This is a genomic window from Acinetobacter sp. RF15B (assembly GCF_007558235.1).
GTDB classification, from domain to species: domain Bacteria; phylum Pseudomonadota; class Gammaproteobacteria; order Pseudomonadales; family Moraxellaceae; genus Acinetobacter; species Acinetobacter lwoffii_C.
This window is the reverse complement of record NZ_VLSR01000014.1, coordinates 28,349-47,980: the sequence shown is the minus strand read 5'-3', so window position 1 is coordinate 47,980 and position 19,632 is coordinate 28,349. Positions and strand designations below refer to the sequence as shown.

At 40.9% G+C, this 19,632-nt stretch carries 10 protein-coding genes; 5 read left to right on the top strand and 5 right to left on the bottom strand.

All coding sequences use genetic code 11. The features are described 5' to 3' along the window. Window positions 1-337: 337 nt before the first annotated feature. From E2K74_RS15060 to E2K74_RS10745, 4 genes are all read left to right on the top strand, one after another. A complete protein-coding gene (locus E2K74_RS15060) occupies window positions 338-7,438 on the top strand; it encodes a BapA/Bap/LapF family large adhesin (protein ID WP_161982801.1) in 7,101 nt (2,366 codons plus the stop codon). A 159-nt stretch (window positions 7,439-7,597) separates the two neighbouring features. Then, the gene (locus tag E2K74_RS10755) at window positions 7,598-9,250 is read left to right on the top strand and encodes a poly alpha-glucosyltransferase (protein WP_151207544.1); all 1,653 of its coding nucleotides are present in this window, start codon (window positions 7,598-7,600) and stop codon (window positions 9,248-9,250) included. Between the two features lie 9 nt (window positions 9,251-9,259). After that, on the top strand, window positions 9,260-10,762 hold the full coding sequence (locus E2K74_RS10750) for a glycosyltransferase (protein WP_151207542.1): 1,503 nt from the start codon (window positions 9,260-9,262) through the stop codon (window positions 10,760-10,762). Next, window positions 10,755-12,542 carry a CapA family protein gene (locus E2K74_RS10745; RefSeq protein ID WP_151207540.1) on the top strand — a complete coding sequence of 596 codons (1,788 nt, stop codon included), beginning with the start codon at window positions 10,755-10,757 and terminating at the stop codon, window positions 12,540-12,542. Before E2K74_RS10750 ends, E2K74_RS10745 begins: the two co-directional genes overlap by 8 nt. Window position 12,543: 1 nt before the next feature. Here E2K74_RS10745 and E2K74_RS10740 read toward each other — a convergent pair whose 3' ends face one another. The 5 genes from E2K74_RS10740 to E2K74_RS10730 form a co-directional block, all read right to left on the bottom strand. Further along, the gene (locus tag E2K74_RS10740; protein ID WP_151207538.1) at window positions 12,544-13,221 is read right to left on the bottom strand and encodes a metalloprotease; all 678 of its coding nucleotides are present in this window, start codon (window positions 13,219-13,221) and stop codon (window positions 12,544-12,546) included. A gap of 234 nt (window positions 13,222-13,455) precedes the next feature. Then, window positions 13,456-14,739: a ribonucleotide-diphosphate reductase subunit beta gene (locus E2K74_RS10735; protein ID WP_151203429.1), complete on the bottom strand. Its 1,284-nt coding sequence runs from the start codon at window positions 14,737-14,739 to the stop codon at window positions 13,456-13,458. 140 nt (window positions 14,740-14,879) lie between these two features. Beyond that, window positions 14,880-15,008, bottom strand: coding sequence for a hypothetical protein (locus tag E2K74_RS14980; protein ID WP_258170003.1), 129 nt, complete (start codon window positions 15,006-15,008; stop codon window positions 14,880-14,882). Between the two features lie 59 nt (window positions 15,009-15,067). Further along, window positions 15,068-15,196, bottom strand: a complete 129-nt coding sequence (locus E2K74_RS14975) for a hypothetical protein (RefSeq protein WP_264765935.1) — start codon at window positions 15,194-15,196, stop codon at window positions 15,068-15,070. A gap of 292 nt (window positions 15,197-15,488) precedes the next feature. After that, window positions 15,489-18,326 (bottom strand): ribonucleoside-diphosphate reductase subunit alpha, encoded by a 2,838-nt coding sequence (locus tag E2K74_RS10730; protein WP_151207536.1) that lies wholly within the window; start codon window positions 18,324-18,326, stop codon window positions 15,489-15,491. Between the two features lie 570 nt (window positions 18,327-18,896). On the opposite strand from E2K74_RS10730, the gene bfmR reads away from it, so the two are divergent. Next, a complete protein-coding gene (gene bfmR / locus E2K74_RS10725) occupies window positions 18,897-19,613 on the top strand; it encodes a response regulator transcription factor BfmR (protein ID WP_004891693.1) in 717 nt (238 codons plus the stop codon). Window positions 19,614-19,632: the final 19 nt, after the last annotated feature.

Here is a 19,632-nt window from a genome sequence, read left to right as displayed (position 1 = left end):
CAAGCTATTTATTGTTTTGTATTGTAATAAATATAACTCTTTTAACAAAAATACAACAAAATATGTTTAATATTAGATTTATCAATATGTTGTATATACATTACTTTATTTTCATATGAATAATCACCTATAAAATATAGGGGATTTTATTTTTTTTATTATTTTAAATCAATTATTTATATTTATTTTTTTATCCCAATCTTCTCTCAATTTTTTTATTAAAGACAGGAATAAATATAGGACTTATTCTTGTAATTCTATATTCTTGATTTTGGTGCTATGTAACTTTTGTTGGTTTTTAGAAATTAATACGCTGTATTTAAATTAAGGACTTCAAATGGTAAATATAGACATAATCTCGCCTGAAAACGGCAAACTCATTCAAAGCCTAAATACGAATGTTGTGAAGCTTACACAAAATTCTATTGTTAAGATAAATCTAAATACTGAGGAAGTAGCTACAATTACCCGTCAAGGTAATGCGGCAGTTATTACACTTAAAAATGGTGAAAAAATAACGCTGGAAAATTACTTCGATTTCCCGGCTGAATCTAATAAAATTATTTTTGAAAATGATGGTGAATTGTATTGGGCGCAGTTTACTGATGCCTCCGGTGCCATTTTAGACACGATTAATTACATTCCTTTGGAGCAGCTCGCCATTGAGGAGTCGGTAGCTGGACTTGCTATTTCACCATGGCTTATTGGGGCAGGCCTTGCTGCAGGTTTAGGCGGGGCGATTGCAGCGGTACAAGGTGATTCGAATAGTAGAGGGGACTCTGACTCGGACAGCGACTCTGATTCAGACAGCGATTCGGACTCAGACAGCGACTCGGATTCGGACAGCGACTCGGACTCAGACAGCGATGTAGATACCGAAGCACCTGAAGTGCCGACAAATGTCGTTCTGAATGAAGATGGTACGGAAGTGACAGGTAAAGGTGAACCAGGTTCAGAAATTGTAGTGACTAACAAAGATGGCAACATCCTTGGTACAGGTACAGTAGATGAAAATGGTGACTTTGTTGTTCCAGTCAACCCTGCCTTAACTGATGGCAACACTGCTGACGTTATTGCAAAAGATGAAGCTGGTAATGAGTCTGAGCCTGTAGAAATCACGGGCGAGAAAGACACTATTGCGCCTGCACTACCATCTGAAGTTGAAATCAACAAAGACGGTACAGAGATCACTGGTAAAGGTGAGCCAGGTTCAGAAATTGTAGTAACTGACAAAGATGGCAACATCCTTGGTACAGGTACAGTAGATGAAAATGGTGACTTTGTTGTTCCAGTCAACCCTGCCTTAACTGATGGCAACACTGCTGATGTTATTGCAAAAGATGAAGCTGGTAATGAGTCTGAGCCTGTAGAAATCACGGGCGAGAAAGACACTATTGCGCCTGCACTACCATCTGAAGTTGAAATCAACAAAGACGGTACAGAGATCACTGGTAAAGGTGAGCCAGGTTCAGAAATTGTAGTAACTGACAAAGATGGCAACATCCTTGGTACAGGTACAGTAGATGAAAATGGTGACTTTGTTGTTCCAGTCAACCCTGCCTTAACTGATGGCAACACTGCTGATGTTATTGCAAAAGATGAAGCTGGTAATGAGTCTGAGCCTGTAGAAATCACGGGCGAGAAAGACACCATTAAACCTGCGATGCCTTCTGCTGAATTTAATGAAGAAGGTACAGTTATTTTTGGTAAAGCCGAAGCTGGTGCTTTAGTTCAAATTAAAGATGCTGATGGTAAAGTCATTGCCTCTGGCAAAGCTGATGTAAATGGTGACTATGAGATTGACTTAGAGACTGCGCTCGTTGATGGTGAAGAAGTATTAGTTACAGCGAAAGATGATGCGGGTAATGAGTCTGCTCCTACGCAGGTATTTGCTCCAGTAATTGATGATTCAGACTCTGACTCGGACAGCGACTCGGATTCAGACAGCGACTCAGACTCGGATAGCGACTCAGACAGCGACTCGGACTCGGATAGCGACTCGGATTCAGACAGCGACTCAGACTCGGATAGCGACTCTGACAGCGACTCTGATTCAGACAGCGACTCAGATTCGGACAGCGATTCGGACTCAGACAGCGATTCAGATTCAGACAGCGATTCGGATTCAGACAGCGACTCAGACTCGGACAGCGATTCGGACTCAGACAGCGATTCAGATTCAGACAGCGATTCGGACTCAGACTCTGACAGCGACTCGGATTCAGATAGCGACTCTGATTCAGACAGCGATTCAGACTCTGACAGCGACTCGGATTCAGATAGCGATTCGGATTCAGACAGCGACTCAGACTCGGACAGCGACTCGGATTCAGATAGCGATTCGGATTCAGACAGCGATTCGGACTCAGACAGCGATAGCGATTCGGATTCAGACAGCGACTCAGACTCGGATAGCGACTCTGATTCAGACAGCGATTCAGACTCTGACAGCGACTCGGATTCAGATAGCGATTCGGATTCAGACAGCGACTCAGACTCGGACAGCGACTCTGATTCAGACAGCGATTCAGATTCAGACAGCGATTCGGACTCAGACTCTGACAGCGACTCGGATTCAGACAGCGATTCGGATTCAGACAGCGACTCAGACTCGGACAGCGACTCTGATTCAGACAGCGATTCGGACTCAGACTCCGACAGCGACTCTGATTCAGACTCGGATAGCGACTCTGACAGCGACTCAGATTCGGACAGCGACTCAGACTCGGATAGCGACTCGGATTCAGACAGCGACTCAGACTCGGATAGCGACTCAGACTCTGACAGCGATTCGGACTCAGACTCTGACAGCGACTCGGATTCAGACAGCGACTCAGACTCGGATAGCGACTCTGATTCAGACAGCGACTCAGACTCTGACAGCGACTCGGACTCAGACAGCGATTCGGACTCAGACTCGGACAGCGACTCGGATTCAGATAGCGATTCGGATTCAGATAGCGATTCGGATTCAGACAGCGACTCAGATTCAGACAGCGATTCAGACTCCGACAGCGACTCGGATTCAGATAGCGATTCGGATTCAGACAGCGACTCAGACTCGGACAGCGATTCGGACTCAGATAGCGATTCGGATTCGGACAGCGACAGCGACTCTGATTCAGATAGCGATTCAGATTCAGACAGCGATTCGGATTCAGACAGCGATTCAGACTCAGATAGCGACTCGGACTCAGATAGCGACTCAGACTCAGACAGCGACTCGGATTCGGATAGCGACTCAGACTCGGATTCAGACAGCGATTCAGACAGCGATTCGGATTCGGATAGCGACTCGGATTCAGATAGCGATTCAGACTCGGACAGCGATTCAGACTCGGACAGCGACTCGGATTCGGATAGCGATTCGGACTCTGACAGCGATTCAGACTCGGATAGCGACTCAGACTCTGACAGCGACTCGGACTCAGACAGCGATTCGGACTCAGACTCGGACACCGACTCGGATTCGGACAGCGATTCGGATTCAGACTCGGACAGCGACTCGGATTCGGACAGCGACTCCGATTCAGACTCAGACAGCGACTCGGACTCGGATAGCGACTCAGACTCGGATTCAGACAGCGACTCAGACAGCGATTCGGACTCAGACAGCGATTCGGACTCAGACAGCGACTCTGATTCAGATAGCGACTCGGATTCGGATAGCGACTCAGACTCGGACAGCGATTCGGACTCAGACAGCGACTCGGATTCGGATAGCGATTCGGACTCTGACAGCGATTCAGACTCTGACAGCGATTCAGACTCGGATAGCGACTCAGACTCTGACAGCGACTCGGACTCAGACAGCGATTCGGACTCAGACTCGGACAGCGACTCGGATTCGGACAGCGATTCGGATTCAGACAGCGATTCGGACTCAGACTCGGACAGCGACTCTGATTCAGACTCTGACAGCGACTCGGACTCGGATAGCGACTCTGATTCAGACTCGGATAGTGATTCGGATTCAGACAGCGATGTAGATACCGAAGCACCTGAAGCGCCGACAAATGTCGTTCTGAATGAAGATGGTACGGAAGTGACAGGTAAAGGTGAACCAGGTTCAGAAATTGTAGTGACTGACAAAGATGGCAACATCCTTGGTACAGGTACAGTAGATGAAAATGGTGACTTTGTTGTTCCAGTCAATCCTGCCTTAACTGATGGCAACACTGCTGACGTTATTGCAAAAGATGAAGCTGGTAATGAGTCTGAGCCTGTAGAAATCACGGGCGAGAAAGACACCATTGCACCTGCAGTCCCAACCGATGTTGTAATCGGTGAAGATGGTTTAACTGTTAGCGGTAAAGCGGAAGCTGGTTCAACTGTAGATGTAACCGACAAAAATGGTAACGTTATTGGTACGGGTACTGCAGATGAAAATGGTGACTTTGCTATTGAGCTTAAGCGTCCGGTAACGGATGGTGAGGTCGTTGATGTCACTGCGAAAGATCAGGCTGGTAATACATCTGAACCTACAGAAGTTACCGGTAATAAAGATACGATCGCGCCAGATGCACCTGAAGTTGCGATTGATGATAGTTATTCTGTTTTAACTGTGAAAACGGAGCCGAATGCAACTGTAAAACTTTATGATTCTGAAGGTAATCCAATGCTAGATAGCAACGGTAATCCAATAGAGATTAAAGCGGATGCGAATGGTGATGTAACTTATGAGTTTAGTCCAGCATTAGAGCGCGGAAGCGAGCTTAAAGTCACTGCCACAGATGAAGCAGGTAATGAATCAGCACCAGTCGATATCATTGTTGGTGTTGATGAGATCTTTGGGGCGGTAGATAATAATGTCGACGTAATCTTGGATGCCACACCTTCTAGAAAAGAAAACCAGAATCCGAGTGATTTAGATAAGACTGGCTTTACTGTTGCAAATGTAGGGCTTGGACCTGTACTGGGCTTGGATGTATTGGCTGATGTTATAAAAAATTCAGTTCAACTTGAAGTAGGTAAAGACCAGGTTCGTGAAGTCACTATGTATGGTGATGCTGGTGGTATTCAAGTCCTTGCCACGATGGATCTGTATGTTTATAAACTTAACGAAAGTACAGGGCAGTGGGAACAACAATCAGTTACAGAGAACTGGGTTATTTCTTATTTACTTGGAGGAAAGTCAAAAGAAACAGATTTCACTTTGACAGAAGGGAAATGGATGTTTGTGATGGCTGGTGGTGAAGGTATCCAAGCATTGACTGGATATGGTCTCAACTTTACTAAAGATGTCGTTTTGGATTATGCCAATGCTGAAAGTATTTCTGGTTCTGCTCAAGGAAATATGATTACAGATGATGATTCTGAGTATGGTAGTGATGAGGTACCAGCGGGTAGTACCGTTACCGAAATTAAAGCAGAAGATGGCGAATGGGTAAGTACTTCCACTAGCGGTGAAATTCAGATTGAAGGTAAGTACGGTACCCTTACTGTTAAAGCGGATGGTTCTTATACTTATACTGTAAATGAAGATTTCCGCGGCTATGGTGAAAAAGATGTATTTACTTATCGCGTTACTTCGCCATCAGGAAAAGTCTCTGAAGCTGAATTAACTTTTGAATTAGATCTGACAGCAAAAGAGGATCGTATTGAAATTGATAATACGGTTATTCTAGATGTAGATCCTATCATTGCGTTTGATTCTGATAACAGCTCTATTGCAGATGCTGTCGGCTTTAGCGTGATTGATATAGGTTTGTTAGGACCTATTTTAAGTGCAGAAGCCTTAGGTGGTGCTGGTGCAATGGAGTTTAATGTTGGTGAAAACGAAGTTAAAGAGCTAACATTCCATGGTAGTGCGGGCGGCGTAGCTTTAGGCGTTGGCTATGATCTCTTTATCTATAAATTAGATCCTGCAACAGGCAACTATAATCAAGTCCATGTTCAAAAAGACTGGTTTATGGCTGCTTTTTTAGGTGGAAAATCTGAACAATTGACTTTACAGTTTGGTGAAGGTGAATATAAAGCACTGTTACAGAGCTCTGGAGGTCTGGGATTACTAACCGGTGCTGGATTATATGTCGATCATGAAACAGTTTATGATTATGGAAGTCCAACCAAATTCACTGGAACTGTAGAGGGTGATGCAACGCCAGAAGATTCAACTATTTTATTGAAAGTAGATGGTGAGGATCTAAAAGTTGGTAAAGAAACAGTCATTCAGGGTGAATATGGTACGTTGGTGATTTCTTCTGATGGAACCTATACCTATACTGTTGAAAAACCAGACAATGCTCCTCTCGACTGGAAACCACCTTATGGTGAAGTTGATCGCTTTAAATTAGTGATGCAGGATGAAAATGGTAAAACTACTGTTGAGTACCTGAATATTAAAGTGGGTACACATTCTGCTGAGGATGACTTTGATATTGTATCTGTGTCTGAAACGAACAAGATATCGAAGATTGAGTATAACGAAGTAGATAAAATCGGTAACTATGGAAAATCTTATACAAAAGAATTTGACGTAGCGAAACATGATTTAGATGCAGGCGTAAAACTCAAAATTACTGGTAGTCCAACTATTATAGGTCCTCTAGGTAGTGATCTTGTTCTGACTTATACATTAACGAATGCGACAACAGGAAAGATATATTCTGATCGTGTTGAAGCGGCAAGAGGGAAGGATGGAGCGCTTGAGTTTACCTTGGCCAATTTGCCTGAAGGAAAGTATAAGTTAGATATTACTGCCCAAAATGGTAACTTAGAGAGTATCCATTTTGTGACAGATGAGATCATTCACTCTGAAGAGTACGTAACAACTGAATTACCAGAAATCAAAGGTGCTCTGTTTGCCAATGATGAAGGTATTCAAATACTTGATACGTTGAGCTTTGGCAACAAAGTTGTTTTTGTCAATGATCCTAATCAAGGTGCTCAAACTATTACAGTTGAAGGCAATTACGGTACATTGGTTATTGGAAAAGACGGTAGTTACACTTATACCCCTAAAGGTGGTGTATACGGCATTGAGAAGTTTGTCTATGAGACGACTTCTAAGGTAGGAACAATCGAAACAGCGATCCTAGAAATCAATGTTGGCAAAACCGTAACTGCATCTGAACATGCTGATAGTGTGGATAGTTCAGCAGGTAATGATAGCTTTACTATGGGAACAGGCGGTGACACTGTCATCTTCGACCTATTAGCTGACGATAATGTTGGCGGTAATGGTCACGATGTTTGGAGTGACTTCAGTATGGAAGAAGGTGATAAGATCCAGGTGAGTGATTTACTGAGTGAAGGCACAACACTTGCTGATGCCATTACATTAACTGAAGATGCAGAAGGTAATGTCGTCTTGAATATTGACCGCGACGGTACAGCTGGTACTAGCTATCAGTCAGAATCATTCTTAACTTTGGTTGGGGTGGAGAAGACAGATACATTGTTAGATGACTTAATTAATAACGGTCATTTATTTTAATTAGGTTTTATCTGAGTAATGAAAAAGAGGGTCTCTAGAGACCCTCTTTTTTTTATTCTATATTCTTTAATATTATTTTTATAAGCGTTATATACCTGTAAATGAAATATTAAATAATATACAATAAGGCTGATTGGTAGGGTTAAGTATGAGAGCAATATGGCTATATCTAAATATAGTGATCTGCAGGAATTTAAAATAAAACTAACAGATTGGTTATTCTCATTAAGAGAGAATCAGCAAGATTTTTATAGTGTATTTTTTTCATATGGAGATAAAAGTATACGCTGTCGTGTTTGGAATACAGCGGATAAAAATTACGATAAAGTAGTTAAAAGAACTCTGAATTTTATCGATAAATTATATGAAAAGAATAACCGGCTTCCTGAATTTTTAAAGTTTGACTTTGCAAAAAATATTGAAGAAAGAAAATGGACAGATCTTGTTAAAGAAGTAAGTGAGCAAAAACATAATAATCATTATCGAAAAGGAATTGCTTTTGATAAAAATTTAAGTATTTACTTTTTGGAGCAAGAGATTTATGCAAAAGCAATTATTCGAGGGGTTGTATATAATGAACCCAATTTTTTTGATGAAAAAAATTTAAATGATGCTATTAAAAAAAAATATACCAATGTTAAGGCAAATTATTCACTAAATAAAATTGAAAAAGTCTGGGTGTTTGATACACAAGCTGTTTTTTTTGAAAACAACCAGTTGATTGATTTAATGTCTACGGGTCCAGAAAATGGTATACGTGTATTAAAGAGTAATAAAAAAGAACATATAAAAGAACTTGTTTTAAATAATGCCAAGTTTTTACATAATGAAATTTTAGAGAGTGGGAGGTTGGTTTATGGCTATTTCCCTGCCTATAACCGGGAAATTAAAAGTTATAATACAGTCCGTCACTGTACTGCCATATATGCCTTACTTGAAACACTGGAAGTCAATTATAATGAAGCATATCTACCGAAAATTAGAACTGCTATGCAGTATGCCATTGATCATTTATATAAAGAGGTAGATGGAAAAGCCTTTATGATTGATGGTAATGAACCTGATCTAGAAATTAAATTAGGTTCAAATGCCGCTGCAATTTTTATGTTTGCTAAATATCAGGAAATTATTGGCGACTCAAAATACCAAAAGTATGCCGAAATGCTTGCTGAAGGCATTCGCTTTATGATTGATGGTAAAGGGGAGACGACACATGTATTAAGTTTCCCCTCACTTGCAGTCAAAGAAAAGTTCAGAATTGTTTATTATGATGGGGAAGCTGCTTTAGGTCTACTTAGACTCTATCAAATTAATCAAAATCCAATTTTGCTTGAAACTGTTAAATTAATGTTTGAGCATTTTATTACTAAAAAATATGATAAGTATCATGATCATTGGCTAAGTTATTGTACCAATGAATTAACTAAGATTTGCCCAGAGAAAAAGTATTTTGAATTTGGTTTAAATAACTATTTAAAACACATGGATTTTATTAAAAATCGTAAAACAGCATATGCAACATTTTTAGAAATGATGATGTCTGCATATAAGATGGTGGTGCGATTAAAAGAGCAAGGATTTACCGATTTAGTTAATATGGCTAAATTCGATGAACTAAAAGACTTAATAGAACTACGAGTCGAATTTCAAAGAGCAACAGGGTATTTTTATCCTGAAATGGCAATGTATATGGCTAAGCCTGAAAAAATTCTTAATGCATTTTATGTAAGGCATGATCGTTTTAGAACACGTATCGATGATCAGGAACATAATTTATCTGGGTATGTGGCTTATTTAAATTATTTTATTTAGAGGTTGATAATGTTCTTTTTTCTAAGTGCAGGAATTGGGGAAAAGCTAACCGGTATTGAGCATGCGATTTTAAAAAGAAAACATGTTTTTGATAGCTGTGGTTTAGCGCATAAGATTGTAACCTTAAATTACAACGCCAATTATTTAAAGAATTTAAATATCCATCATATTCGGGCTGATAGTTTTCTGAATTTATATGACGATTACCAATATTTAATTTTTGCTGCTTTGAGATCAAATACTTTAGAAGATTATTTGAGTCATATTGCAGGAGAGGTTACCCTAGAAAAAAACAATGCCAATACAGATGTAAAAGTATATATAAATGGGAATTACCTATTTTATATCCACTTTTTCTCAAATGGGAATATTTCATACATTAATTATTTTGATAAAGCGAGAACGAAATTCAAGCGAGCTTTGTATACGGAGTCAGGCTATTTATCTAAAGAAATCTATTTAGAGAAAAACCAAGTCAAATCATGTCTTTACTATAATCAGCAGGGGATTGTGGTTTTAGAGGAGCACTACACCCAAGATAATCAGCTTAGTTATTTAAGTCTAAAAGAATCCAATGGTTCATCTTGTTTTTTTCAAGATCGTGATCAGTGGATTAAGCATTGGTTTCAAAAAATTATCACCTCTTATAAGCAGCCCGTTTTTTATGTCGATAAAAACAGACTTTATAATCATATTTTAGTGGAGTTAAAGTCTCCTGCATTTAAGTTAATCTCGATTTTCCATAGCGTGCATGTCAGTAATCCTCAGAAGATGGGAGACGGGCGAATTAACTCCAATTACAAAATATCTTTAGCAGAAACAAATAAATTTGACGGTTATATTGTATCCACAGAGCAACAGCGGCAGGATCTTTGGGCACGTTTTGGTTCAGAATTAAAAATTTGGGTGATTCCTCCGACATTTGCCCACATAGAATCTGAACTCACTGTCAATGCTGTAGTATCCCCATTCAACGTCATTTCTGTAGGGCGATATTATGTAGAAAAAAGACTTCATCATATTATTCAGGCTGTTGAAATTTTAAAAGAGAAGTATCCTGAAATTCAGCTTGATCTTTATGGTTTTGGTGACTCTAGAGATAACTTTATATATGAAAAAGAAATTCGAAAATATGTAGATGATCACGACTTAAAGACGAATGTACATTTCAAAGGCTATGTGCACAATATCTCGGACAAAATCCGAAATGCACATGTCTCTGTTGTGACGAGTACAATAGAAGGTTTCTGTATTGGAATTTTGGATAGTTTAAGTGTAGGAACGCCTGTAGTGGCCTACGATATTAAGTATGGTCCAAATGCACTAATTGAACAAAATCTTTCTGGTGTTTTAGTTGAAAATGGAAATATTCAAGCCTTAGCTATTGCAATCGAGCAATGCTACTTAAACCCACATATGAGAACCCATGCGATTAAGTCGGCGAAAAAATATGATTTGAATGGCTATAAAAAGAAATGGTTAGATCATTTGTTGGAGTTGAGTTATGTATAACTATTTAGTACAAAAAAGTGGTGCGTTATTGCCGCACTCCAAACCCCAATACGTCGATTTTTCTGACCAAAATGAAGGGCTAGGTCCACTTTTGGTGCTTTATGTAGTTTATAAGTTATTAGATGAACGTAAGTTAAGTTTGGATGATAGCGTTGAGATTACAGAGACGGCCCTCCAAGAAAGAGGGCGAGGTGTTGTTGGTTATGCATTACATGATAAAGTCAATTTATTACAAGTATTAATGCATTACAAAGTAACAGCGGGTGTAGATTCTCTATTTCTTTTGGCTCAGCATGTTTATAATAAGACCCAAAAGCGCATGAGCCATTATTTTGAAGAGTTAATAAAAAAACATAACTTGAGTCCAAATAGTGCCAAAAATCTTTCAGGTAAAAAGAATTCAAAATTTATTCAGCAATATACCTTAAATGATGTGCTTAAAATCGCTGAATTAATGACTCAAATTAATCCCTTTTATCTGCAAATTTTAACGCTGGGTAAAATTGCATATAAAGCTAGAAATTTTCTAAGCCCAACATTTTTACTCGATCAAGGCAAGGTTAATTACTTTTTCAGCTTTCTTAATATTTCCATAGCATGGCAAAAGCATACATCATCTGATTTTACGATTGTCATTACACAGGGAATTGAGAGTAGTTTTCAACAAGATTCTGTGATTGAACGGCACTTATTGGGCCATGAAGGGCTGGATCGACTTATTTCTGATTTAAATGTAGTGACTACCCTCAAGCAAGATCGTGCCATTGTAAATATTATTGGCGATACCTATTTAGGCGAATATTACACTGAGCGACGTCGTAAACGAAAAGTATTTGATCCTCTATTGAATCATGGCTATGACTATAGCTTTGAAAAACTAAATTTTTTTTTAAATGCAGCCGATATTAATCTAGCCAATCACGAAGCATGTTTTGTAAATAATCAAATTCAATCTCCCTTGGTTGGATTGAAAAAATTTATATTGGGTGCACAGGATGTACCAACAGTCAATGCGCTTAAAAAAGCCAATATTCATTATTTATGTTTAGCCAATAACCACACTGCTGACTTTGGTGCAGTAGGTATCACACATACACTAAAAACGTTGCAAAATGCGCAAATACATTATGTAGGAGTGGGAGAAAATGAGTTTGAAGCATGCACGCCCATGAGAATTCAGATTAATGGTCGTATTATTTCTTTTTATTCTGGCTATTGGCATCGAGCCACTAACGAAAAAATATTTAAATTTTATGCCACACCTTCTTCTTCTGGTGTTGCGACCTTAGAAAGTGTTTTGTATGAAGCAGTTGCATTAGAAAAGCAAAAATATCCATCGCATTTTATTGTGGTGTTGGCACATTGGGGAGTAGATTTCTTACCGACTCAAGCCTATCAAAAAATACTCGCAAACCGATTGGTTCAACAGGGGGCAGATTTGATTCTAGGTCATGGTGCTCATACTTTACAGTCGATGGAAACGATCCAAGATTCAACCGTTATTTATAGTTTAGGTAATGGTATTTTTAATAGTGATGGTGAATATGATGGTTATCCAGATGCTTTGCCATTTGGCATGATTGCACAATTGATTTTTGAGAAAGATAGTTTAAATCTACGCCTATTGCCAATTCAATCTAATAACCGTGAAACCATGTGGCAACCCGATTTTGTACAATTAGATGATTTTAATCAAGTGGCTGATTATTATGGAGATATCGATTTTAATGCTATTAACCGCGCGCAATGGCCCTATTATTTCGAGAAAAAAATTCTCTAGTTTAGCGGGACTTTAATTTTTGATAATGTTCTTTAATGATCTGAATTTGTTGATCATTAAAGCCTATATTACGTTGCCCACCACTGCCGTCACAGCCACCTTTACTTGCCATCAAGTTAGTGGTGTCTTTAAATTTTGCACCTTTAACACAAACATGACGTAAACCAAAGGCATGTCCCATTTCATGGGGGAGAGCAGCTTGAATGTTGTAATTTAGTCGCTCCCAATCAAGTAGTATGATAGGTCGTCCATTGTTATGAAAGCCCCAACTATCTGCTGCTTTAAATCCTGATTTTGAGCTGTAGCTATCAAAAATAAATATATAAACTTCAGCTTCTTTACTCTTTGATGGAAAGCACTGCCGGAAAATTTTAATAAGTGCCGGTCGTTCCATAGGTTTAGGGCTTTCTAAAAGATGGCTGAGTTTGCAGTTTAATTGTTTGAATTTTTGATATGGAATGTATTTATTTAACTCGAATTTAAAAATGGGTTGATTTTTCTCAGTGACAAAATAGCGATTTAAAATATCTACTTCTTTTTTGATTTGGCTTAGGTTATCAAATTTTTGGGCTTCAACATGGGGTGTGGCAAATATAAAATTGACTTGAACAATAGGAAGAGCCATCGCATATTCTCCAATTAAGAGCAGAGGAATGGTCGCGAGTTTTTTTATATTCATAAAATTTCTCTTATTTGTCTGTTGTATTTTTTTAATTGATCTGAGGTTTGCCTTTGCTAACAATGATATTCCAAATTTTGTTGGAATGAAGCTGGTTTTTTTAAGCATGATTTAGGGGGTGAGAGGGGCATTTAAGTTGAGCAAAAAATGGCGTTTGTGGAGAAAGAGTTGAGTGTACTAAAAAGAGTAGTGATAAAAAATCCCGTCATAGAGACGGGATTTTTTATCTTTCCCTTACCAGCTTAACGCACCACCTGTCTGGTAATCCGTGACGCGCGTTTCAAAGAAGTTCTTCTCTTTACGCAGATCCATCATCTCTGACATCCACTGGAATGGGTTGTTTACCCCAGTAAACTGTTCAGGTAAGCCTAACTGGCTCAAACGACGGTTACAGATGAACTTCAGGTATTCTTCCATCATGCTGGCATTCATACCCAATACACCGCGTGGCATGGTGTCACGTGCATATTCGATTTCAAGCATAGTGCCTTCAAGAATCATCTGAATGACTTCTTGCTGGAACTCAGCTGTCCACAAGTGTGGGTTCTCGATCTTGATCTGGTTGATCATGTCGATACCGAAGTTCAGATGCATCGACTCATCACGCAAGATGTACTGGAACTGCTCAGCCACACCATTCATCTTGTTACGGCGACCCATCGACAAGATTTGGCTAAAACCGCAGTAGAAGAAAATCCCTTCCAGCACGCAATAGAATGCAATCAGGTTGCGAAGCAAAATCTGGTCGTTTTCAGGTGTACCGGTTTTAAAGGTAGGATCACTTAAAGACTGGGTATACTTCAGCCCCCACGCTGCTTTACGTGCCACTGATGGAACTTCACGGTACATGTTAAAGACTTCGCCTTCATCCATACCCAAAGATTCAATACAGTACTGGTAAGCATGGGTATGAATCGCTTCTTCAAACGACTGACGCAAGATGTACTGACGGCATTCTGGGTTGGTAATATGGCGGTAAATTGCCAGTACCAGGTTATTGGCTACCAGTGAGTCCGCAGTCGAGAAGAAACCAAGCGAACGCATGACGATAGTACGTTCATCTTCAGTCAGACCATCTTCAGACTTCCATAATGCAATATCATGGTTCATGTTAATTTCTTGTGGCATCCAGTGGTTGGCACAACCATCCAGATATTTCTGCCACGCCCATTCATATTTGAATGGAACAAGCTGATTCAAGTCGGCGCGGCAGTTGATCATACGTTTGTCGTCAACCTGTACACGCTCTGCACCCATCTCAAGCTCTTCAAGACCTGGTGCAACATCCAGCTGGCTTAAGGAAGCAGATGCTTTTGCCAGTGAATCGGCTGGATTTGATCCTGTACTTCGAGGGGCTGGAGCGGGTTGTGCAGTTGCCACATCCGGCGATGTGTTGCCTGCATCAGATACCACTTGTGAATTAGTCGCTTTTTGCGGCTCGACGGGCGTAGGCTGGTGTTCAGGTGCAGCCGGTTTTTGCGAATCATCTTCGAAATCGTCCCAACTTAGGATAGACATATCAATTCTCTCTACGTTGCTTTATATCTTTTATGCGACATTCAGCTTGGCTGAGATGTCTTACTATACGCTTAATTTGTGTAAGCAAAATTAAGTTTTGTCGATGAATGCTGTGAATTTATACAGCAGCACTATCCCCACTACTTATTTTGCTTACGCTGCTGGCGAACTTTGAACCAGAAATAAGCAATCGGTGCGTAAAAGGTAATAGCAAAGGAAATCAGCAATGCCGCAAGTCCTAACATGTAGTTATGGGTCATAGGGGACATTGAGGTTTCCTTTTACTTTAAGTTGTGAATCCTAGCCGAAACTAGGATTCATGTTTAAATCATTTTTTAGATGATTTTACTGGCTTCACTGTTTCAACAACCGTAGTTTTAGGATGCTTTTTTGCATATTCCAAAGTTACGTATTGACCAGTGATAGCACTGCGAGCTGCTTTTTGATTATTAGCCATGCTCAGTACTCCTGATACAAAATCAAGATGACTCTTACTGGCTCATAAACTAATTCAATGATAGAATTGCTCACGCATTCACATATGCCAGCCTCGTCGTGACCATCTTGATATCACTTCGAGATTGAAAAGCCTTCTACGAGTTTTGATCGGCCTGTAGAGGGCTTTTTTATTGCCTAAAATTTTTAATCTCCCCAAAACCCCTCTTTAAGAAAGAGGAGATTTTCACATCTCAAATTATGGGCTGTGATTCCCCTCCTTTTAGGAGGGGTTAGGGGAGGTCAAGCAAAGCTTACTGACAAGCCTCACAATCAGGATTGTCAATCGAACATGCTTGTGGCACTGGAGCCGCTTGAGCAAAACCTTCTTCCTCTGCAGGAGCTTCAGGTTTTTGCGCTTCAACCACCGGAGCGGCTGCTGCAACAGGTGCTGTAGTCGCAGTCGCTTTAACAGCATTTAGTGTGCCTGTATTAATCGTTGATTTCTCAGCAGATGTGGCACCCAATGCACGTAGGTAATAAGTGGTTTTTAGGCCACGTAACCACGCCATCTTATAGGTGATGTCCAGCTTCTTACCATTTGCACCTGAAATATACAGGTTCAGAGACTGCGCCTGATCGATCCATTTTTGACGACGAGAAGCAGCATCCACGATCCAGCGTGGCTCAACTTCAAATGCAGTTGCGAAGATTGCTTTCAGTTCTTCTGGAATACGAGAAATCTTCTGCACCGAACCTTCAAAATGTTTCAGGTCGTTGACCATGACCGCATCCCACAGGCCGCGTTCTTTTAATGCACGAACCAGATACGGGTTGATCACAGTGAACTCGCCAGACAGGTTAGATTTCACATATAAGTTCTGGAAGGTCGGCTCGATGGACTGAGACACCCCACAGATATTAGAAATCGTTGCAGTTGGAGCAATCGCCATCACGTTCGAGTTACGCATACCGTCTTTTTGAACTTTGGCTCGTAAGCTGTCCCAATCCAGACGTTGCGTGCGATCCACTTCAAACATGCGCTCTGGGCGTGTTTTTGCGACCAGATCCAGTGAGTCGATCGGCAAGATGCCTTGATCCCATAATGACCCCTTAAAGGTTTCATAAGTACCACGCTCAACCGCCAAATCGCTTGAGGTTGAAATGGCATAGTAAGAAATCACTTCCATCGATTCGTCAGCGAAGTTCACCGCTTCATCAGAACCGTAAGCCATACCCATTTCGTACAGTGCATCCTGGAAGCCCATGATTCCCATACCAACCGGGCGGTGTTTCAGGTTTGAATTTTTTGCTTGCGGAACAGCGTAGTAGTTGATGTCAATTACGTTGTCGAGCATACGAACGGCTGTTTTAATCGTGCGAGCAAGCTTCTCTCGATTTAAGACCCCGCCTTGAACATGCTGAACCAGGTTGATCGAACCCAGGTTACATACCGCAATTTCATCTTTGCTGGTGTTTAATGTAATTTCAGTACACAGGTTAGAAGAGTGAACGACACCTACATGCTGTTGTGGTGAACGCAGGTTACATACGTCTTTGAAAGTGATCCATGGGTGACCGGTTTCAAACAGCATTGACAGCATTTTGCGCCACAAATCTTTTGCACGGATTTTTTTGTGCAGCATATTTGTTTCTTTGGCAATGCTTTCGTAGTAAGCATAACGCTCAGCAAATTCTGCACCAGTCAAATCATGCAGATCAGGCGTTTCAGAAGGAGTGAATAAAGTCCATTCCGCATCTTCAAATACACGTTGCATGAACAGGTCAGGAACCCAGTTCGCCGTGTTCATGTCGTGGGTACGACGACGGTCATCACCGGTGTTCTTACGCAGTTCCAGGAATTCTTCAATGTCCAGGTGCCAGGTTTCAAGGTACGCACAGACTGCACCTTTACGCTTGCCGCCCTGGTTCACCGCAACAGCCGTATCGTTGGCTACTTTCAGGAATGGAACTACACCTTGAGACTTACCGTTAGTGCCTTTGATGTATGAGTTTAGGGCACGAACTGGCGTCCAGTCATTACCTAAACCGCCTGCCCATTTAGACAGCATGGCGTTATCACGCATTGCACCATAAATGTCATACAGATCATCATCAATGGTGGTCAAGTAGCAGCTCGATAATTGTGGACGTAACGTACCCGAGTTAAACAGGGTAGGCGTCGATGCCATATAGTCAAAGCTAGACAATAAGTTATAGAACTCAATCGCGCGGTCTTCACGGTTTTCTTCATTGAGCGACAAGCCCATAGAAACACGCATAAAGAACAATTGCGGAAGTTCGAAACGTACGCCATCTGAGTGGATGAAGTAACGGTCAAATAGAGTTTGCAGGCCCAAGTAAGTAAACTGGTTTGAGCGTTCTGGTTGAATTGCCGCTGCCAGTTTCGCCAGGTCAAAGTTCAACAATTCTGGAGAAAGCAGCTCAAGCTCGATACCTTTCTTCAGGAAAGTTTCAAGTGCATCACCTTCATTGGTGTCTGTCGGAAGACCCAAGAACTCTAAACCGGTGGCTACCAGATCATCACGTAGTAAACGTGCAGTCACATACGTATAGTTAGGCTCTTGCTCAATACGGGTGCGGGTCGCCATCATCATTGTGGTTGAGATGTCAGACTCTTTCACGCCGTTATACAGGTTCTTGACAGTCTCGTTGACAATCGCCTGTATATCAATACCTTCTAAACCTTCAGCAGCTTTGGTCACTGTTGCAGTCAAAGCACTTAAATCGAGTGGCTTAAGCTTCCCGTCAGCATCCATGACTTGAAGCGTAGGGTGATGGTTTGCACCCAGCTGCTTACGAGCTTCAGCACGTTGTTCGCGATAGATGACATAGGCACGCGCAACTTTCTGTTCGCCTGTACGCATAAGCGCAAGTTCAACCTGATCTTGGATTTCTTCAATGTGAATGGTTCCGCCTGAAGGCAAGCGACGTTTGAATGTATTGAGGACCATTTCCGTCAGTTGTTCAATGCGATCGTGAATACGACTTGAGTCAGCGCTTTGCTGGCCTTCTACAGCCAAGAAAGCTTTACCAATGGCAACAGAGATTTTTTCCGCGTCAAAGCTGGCAACATCTCCGGTGCGTTTAATCACCTGAATTTGACCAGGAGTTGAAATTGATACGCTCATGCTAGCATAGCTCCATTTGTCATCTATTTTTATGTTTATAGACCATTTGAACTGGGCAATTTTTGTGCCACAGTGTTTGAGGAATAAACACAAGACCTAGTGGTTTAAAGTTTAATTGGACACAAGATACGGGAAAAATCAGGGTAGATCAATATTGACATTTTGCTAAATATTTTTCTGAAGTTTTATCTCGAACTTTTGTAAAAAAATCCCTATTTTTATTGATTTTTGTATAAGCCTTGTCCGGTAAGGCATAGCATAACAAAGCTGGCCTCAAGTGCTTATAGATAACCTTGTGGATAACTAAAAAGCCTTGACTCAAGCAGTCACATTTTATTCATGTAATTTTTATTGTAAAGGTGAGAGGATGGCTGAACTCTTGAGAAAAGCGCTTTTGTCTGAAAAGGCGCCTGATAAGTATTACAAAATGCTATTTTGATGTATCAGTTTGGTGAACAGGATATTGTTTACAATGTAAACGTGTGTATATTGCAAGCATATTAAAATCGTATCTATTGGATTTCAAAAGGATACGCCATAGCATACGTCCATTAAATAAAGAGGCAAGACATGAGCCAAGAAGAAAAGTTACCCAAGATTTTAATTGTTGAAGATGATGAACGTCTTGCGCGTTTAACTCAAGAATATCTAATCCGTAACGGGCTGGAAGTCGGAGTTGAGCCGGATGGTAATCGTGCAATTCGTCGTATTATTGCCGAGCAGCCTGATATGGTTGTCCTCGATGTGATGTTGCCAGGTGCAGATGGTTTGACCATTTGTCGTGAAGTGCGTCCACATTATCATCAGCCGATTTTAATGCTGACCGCACGCACAGAAGATATGGATCAGGTATTGGGTCTGGAAATGGGGGCGGATGACTATGTGGCTAAACCGGTACAGCCACGTGTACTTTTAGCGCGTATTCGTGCTTTGCTACGCCGTACCGACAAGGTGCCGGAAGATGAAGTGGCACAGCGTATTGAGTTTGATGACCTGGTCATCGACAATGGTGGACGTTCAGTGACCTTAAATGGCGAGCTGGTTGATTTTACCAGCGCTGAATACGATCTGTTGTGGCTGCTTGCCTCAAATGCGGGGCGTATTCTGTCTCGTGAAGATATTTTCGAACGCTTACGCGGTATTGAATATGATGGTCAGGACCGCTCAATTGATGTGCGTATCTCGCGCATTCGTCCAAAAATTGGTGATGATCCAGAGAATCCAAAACGTATTAAAACAGTACGTAGTAAAGGTTATCTCTTCGTCAAAGAAACCAACGGAATGTAGGATCAGACGGTTGGTTGCC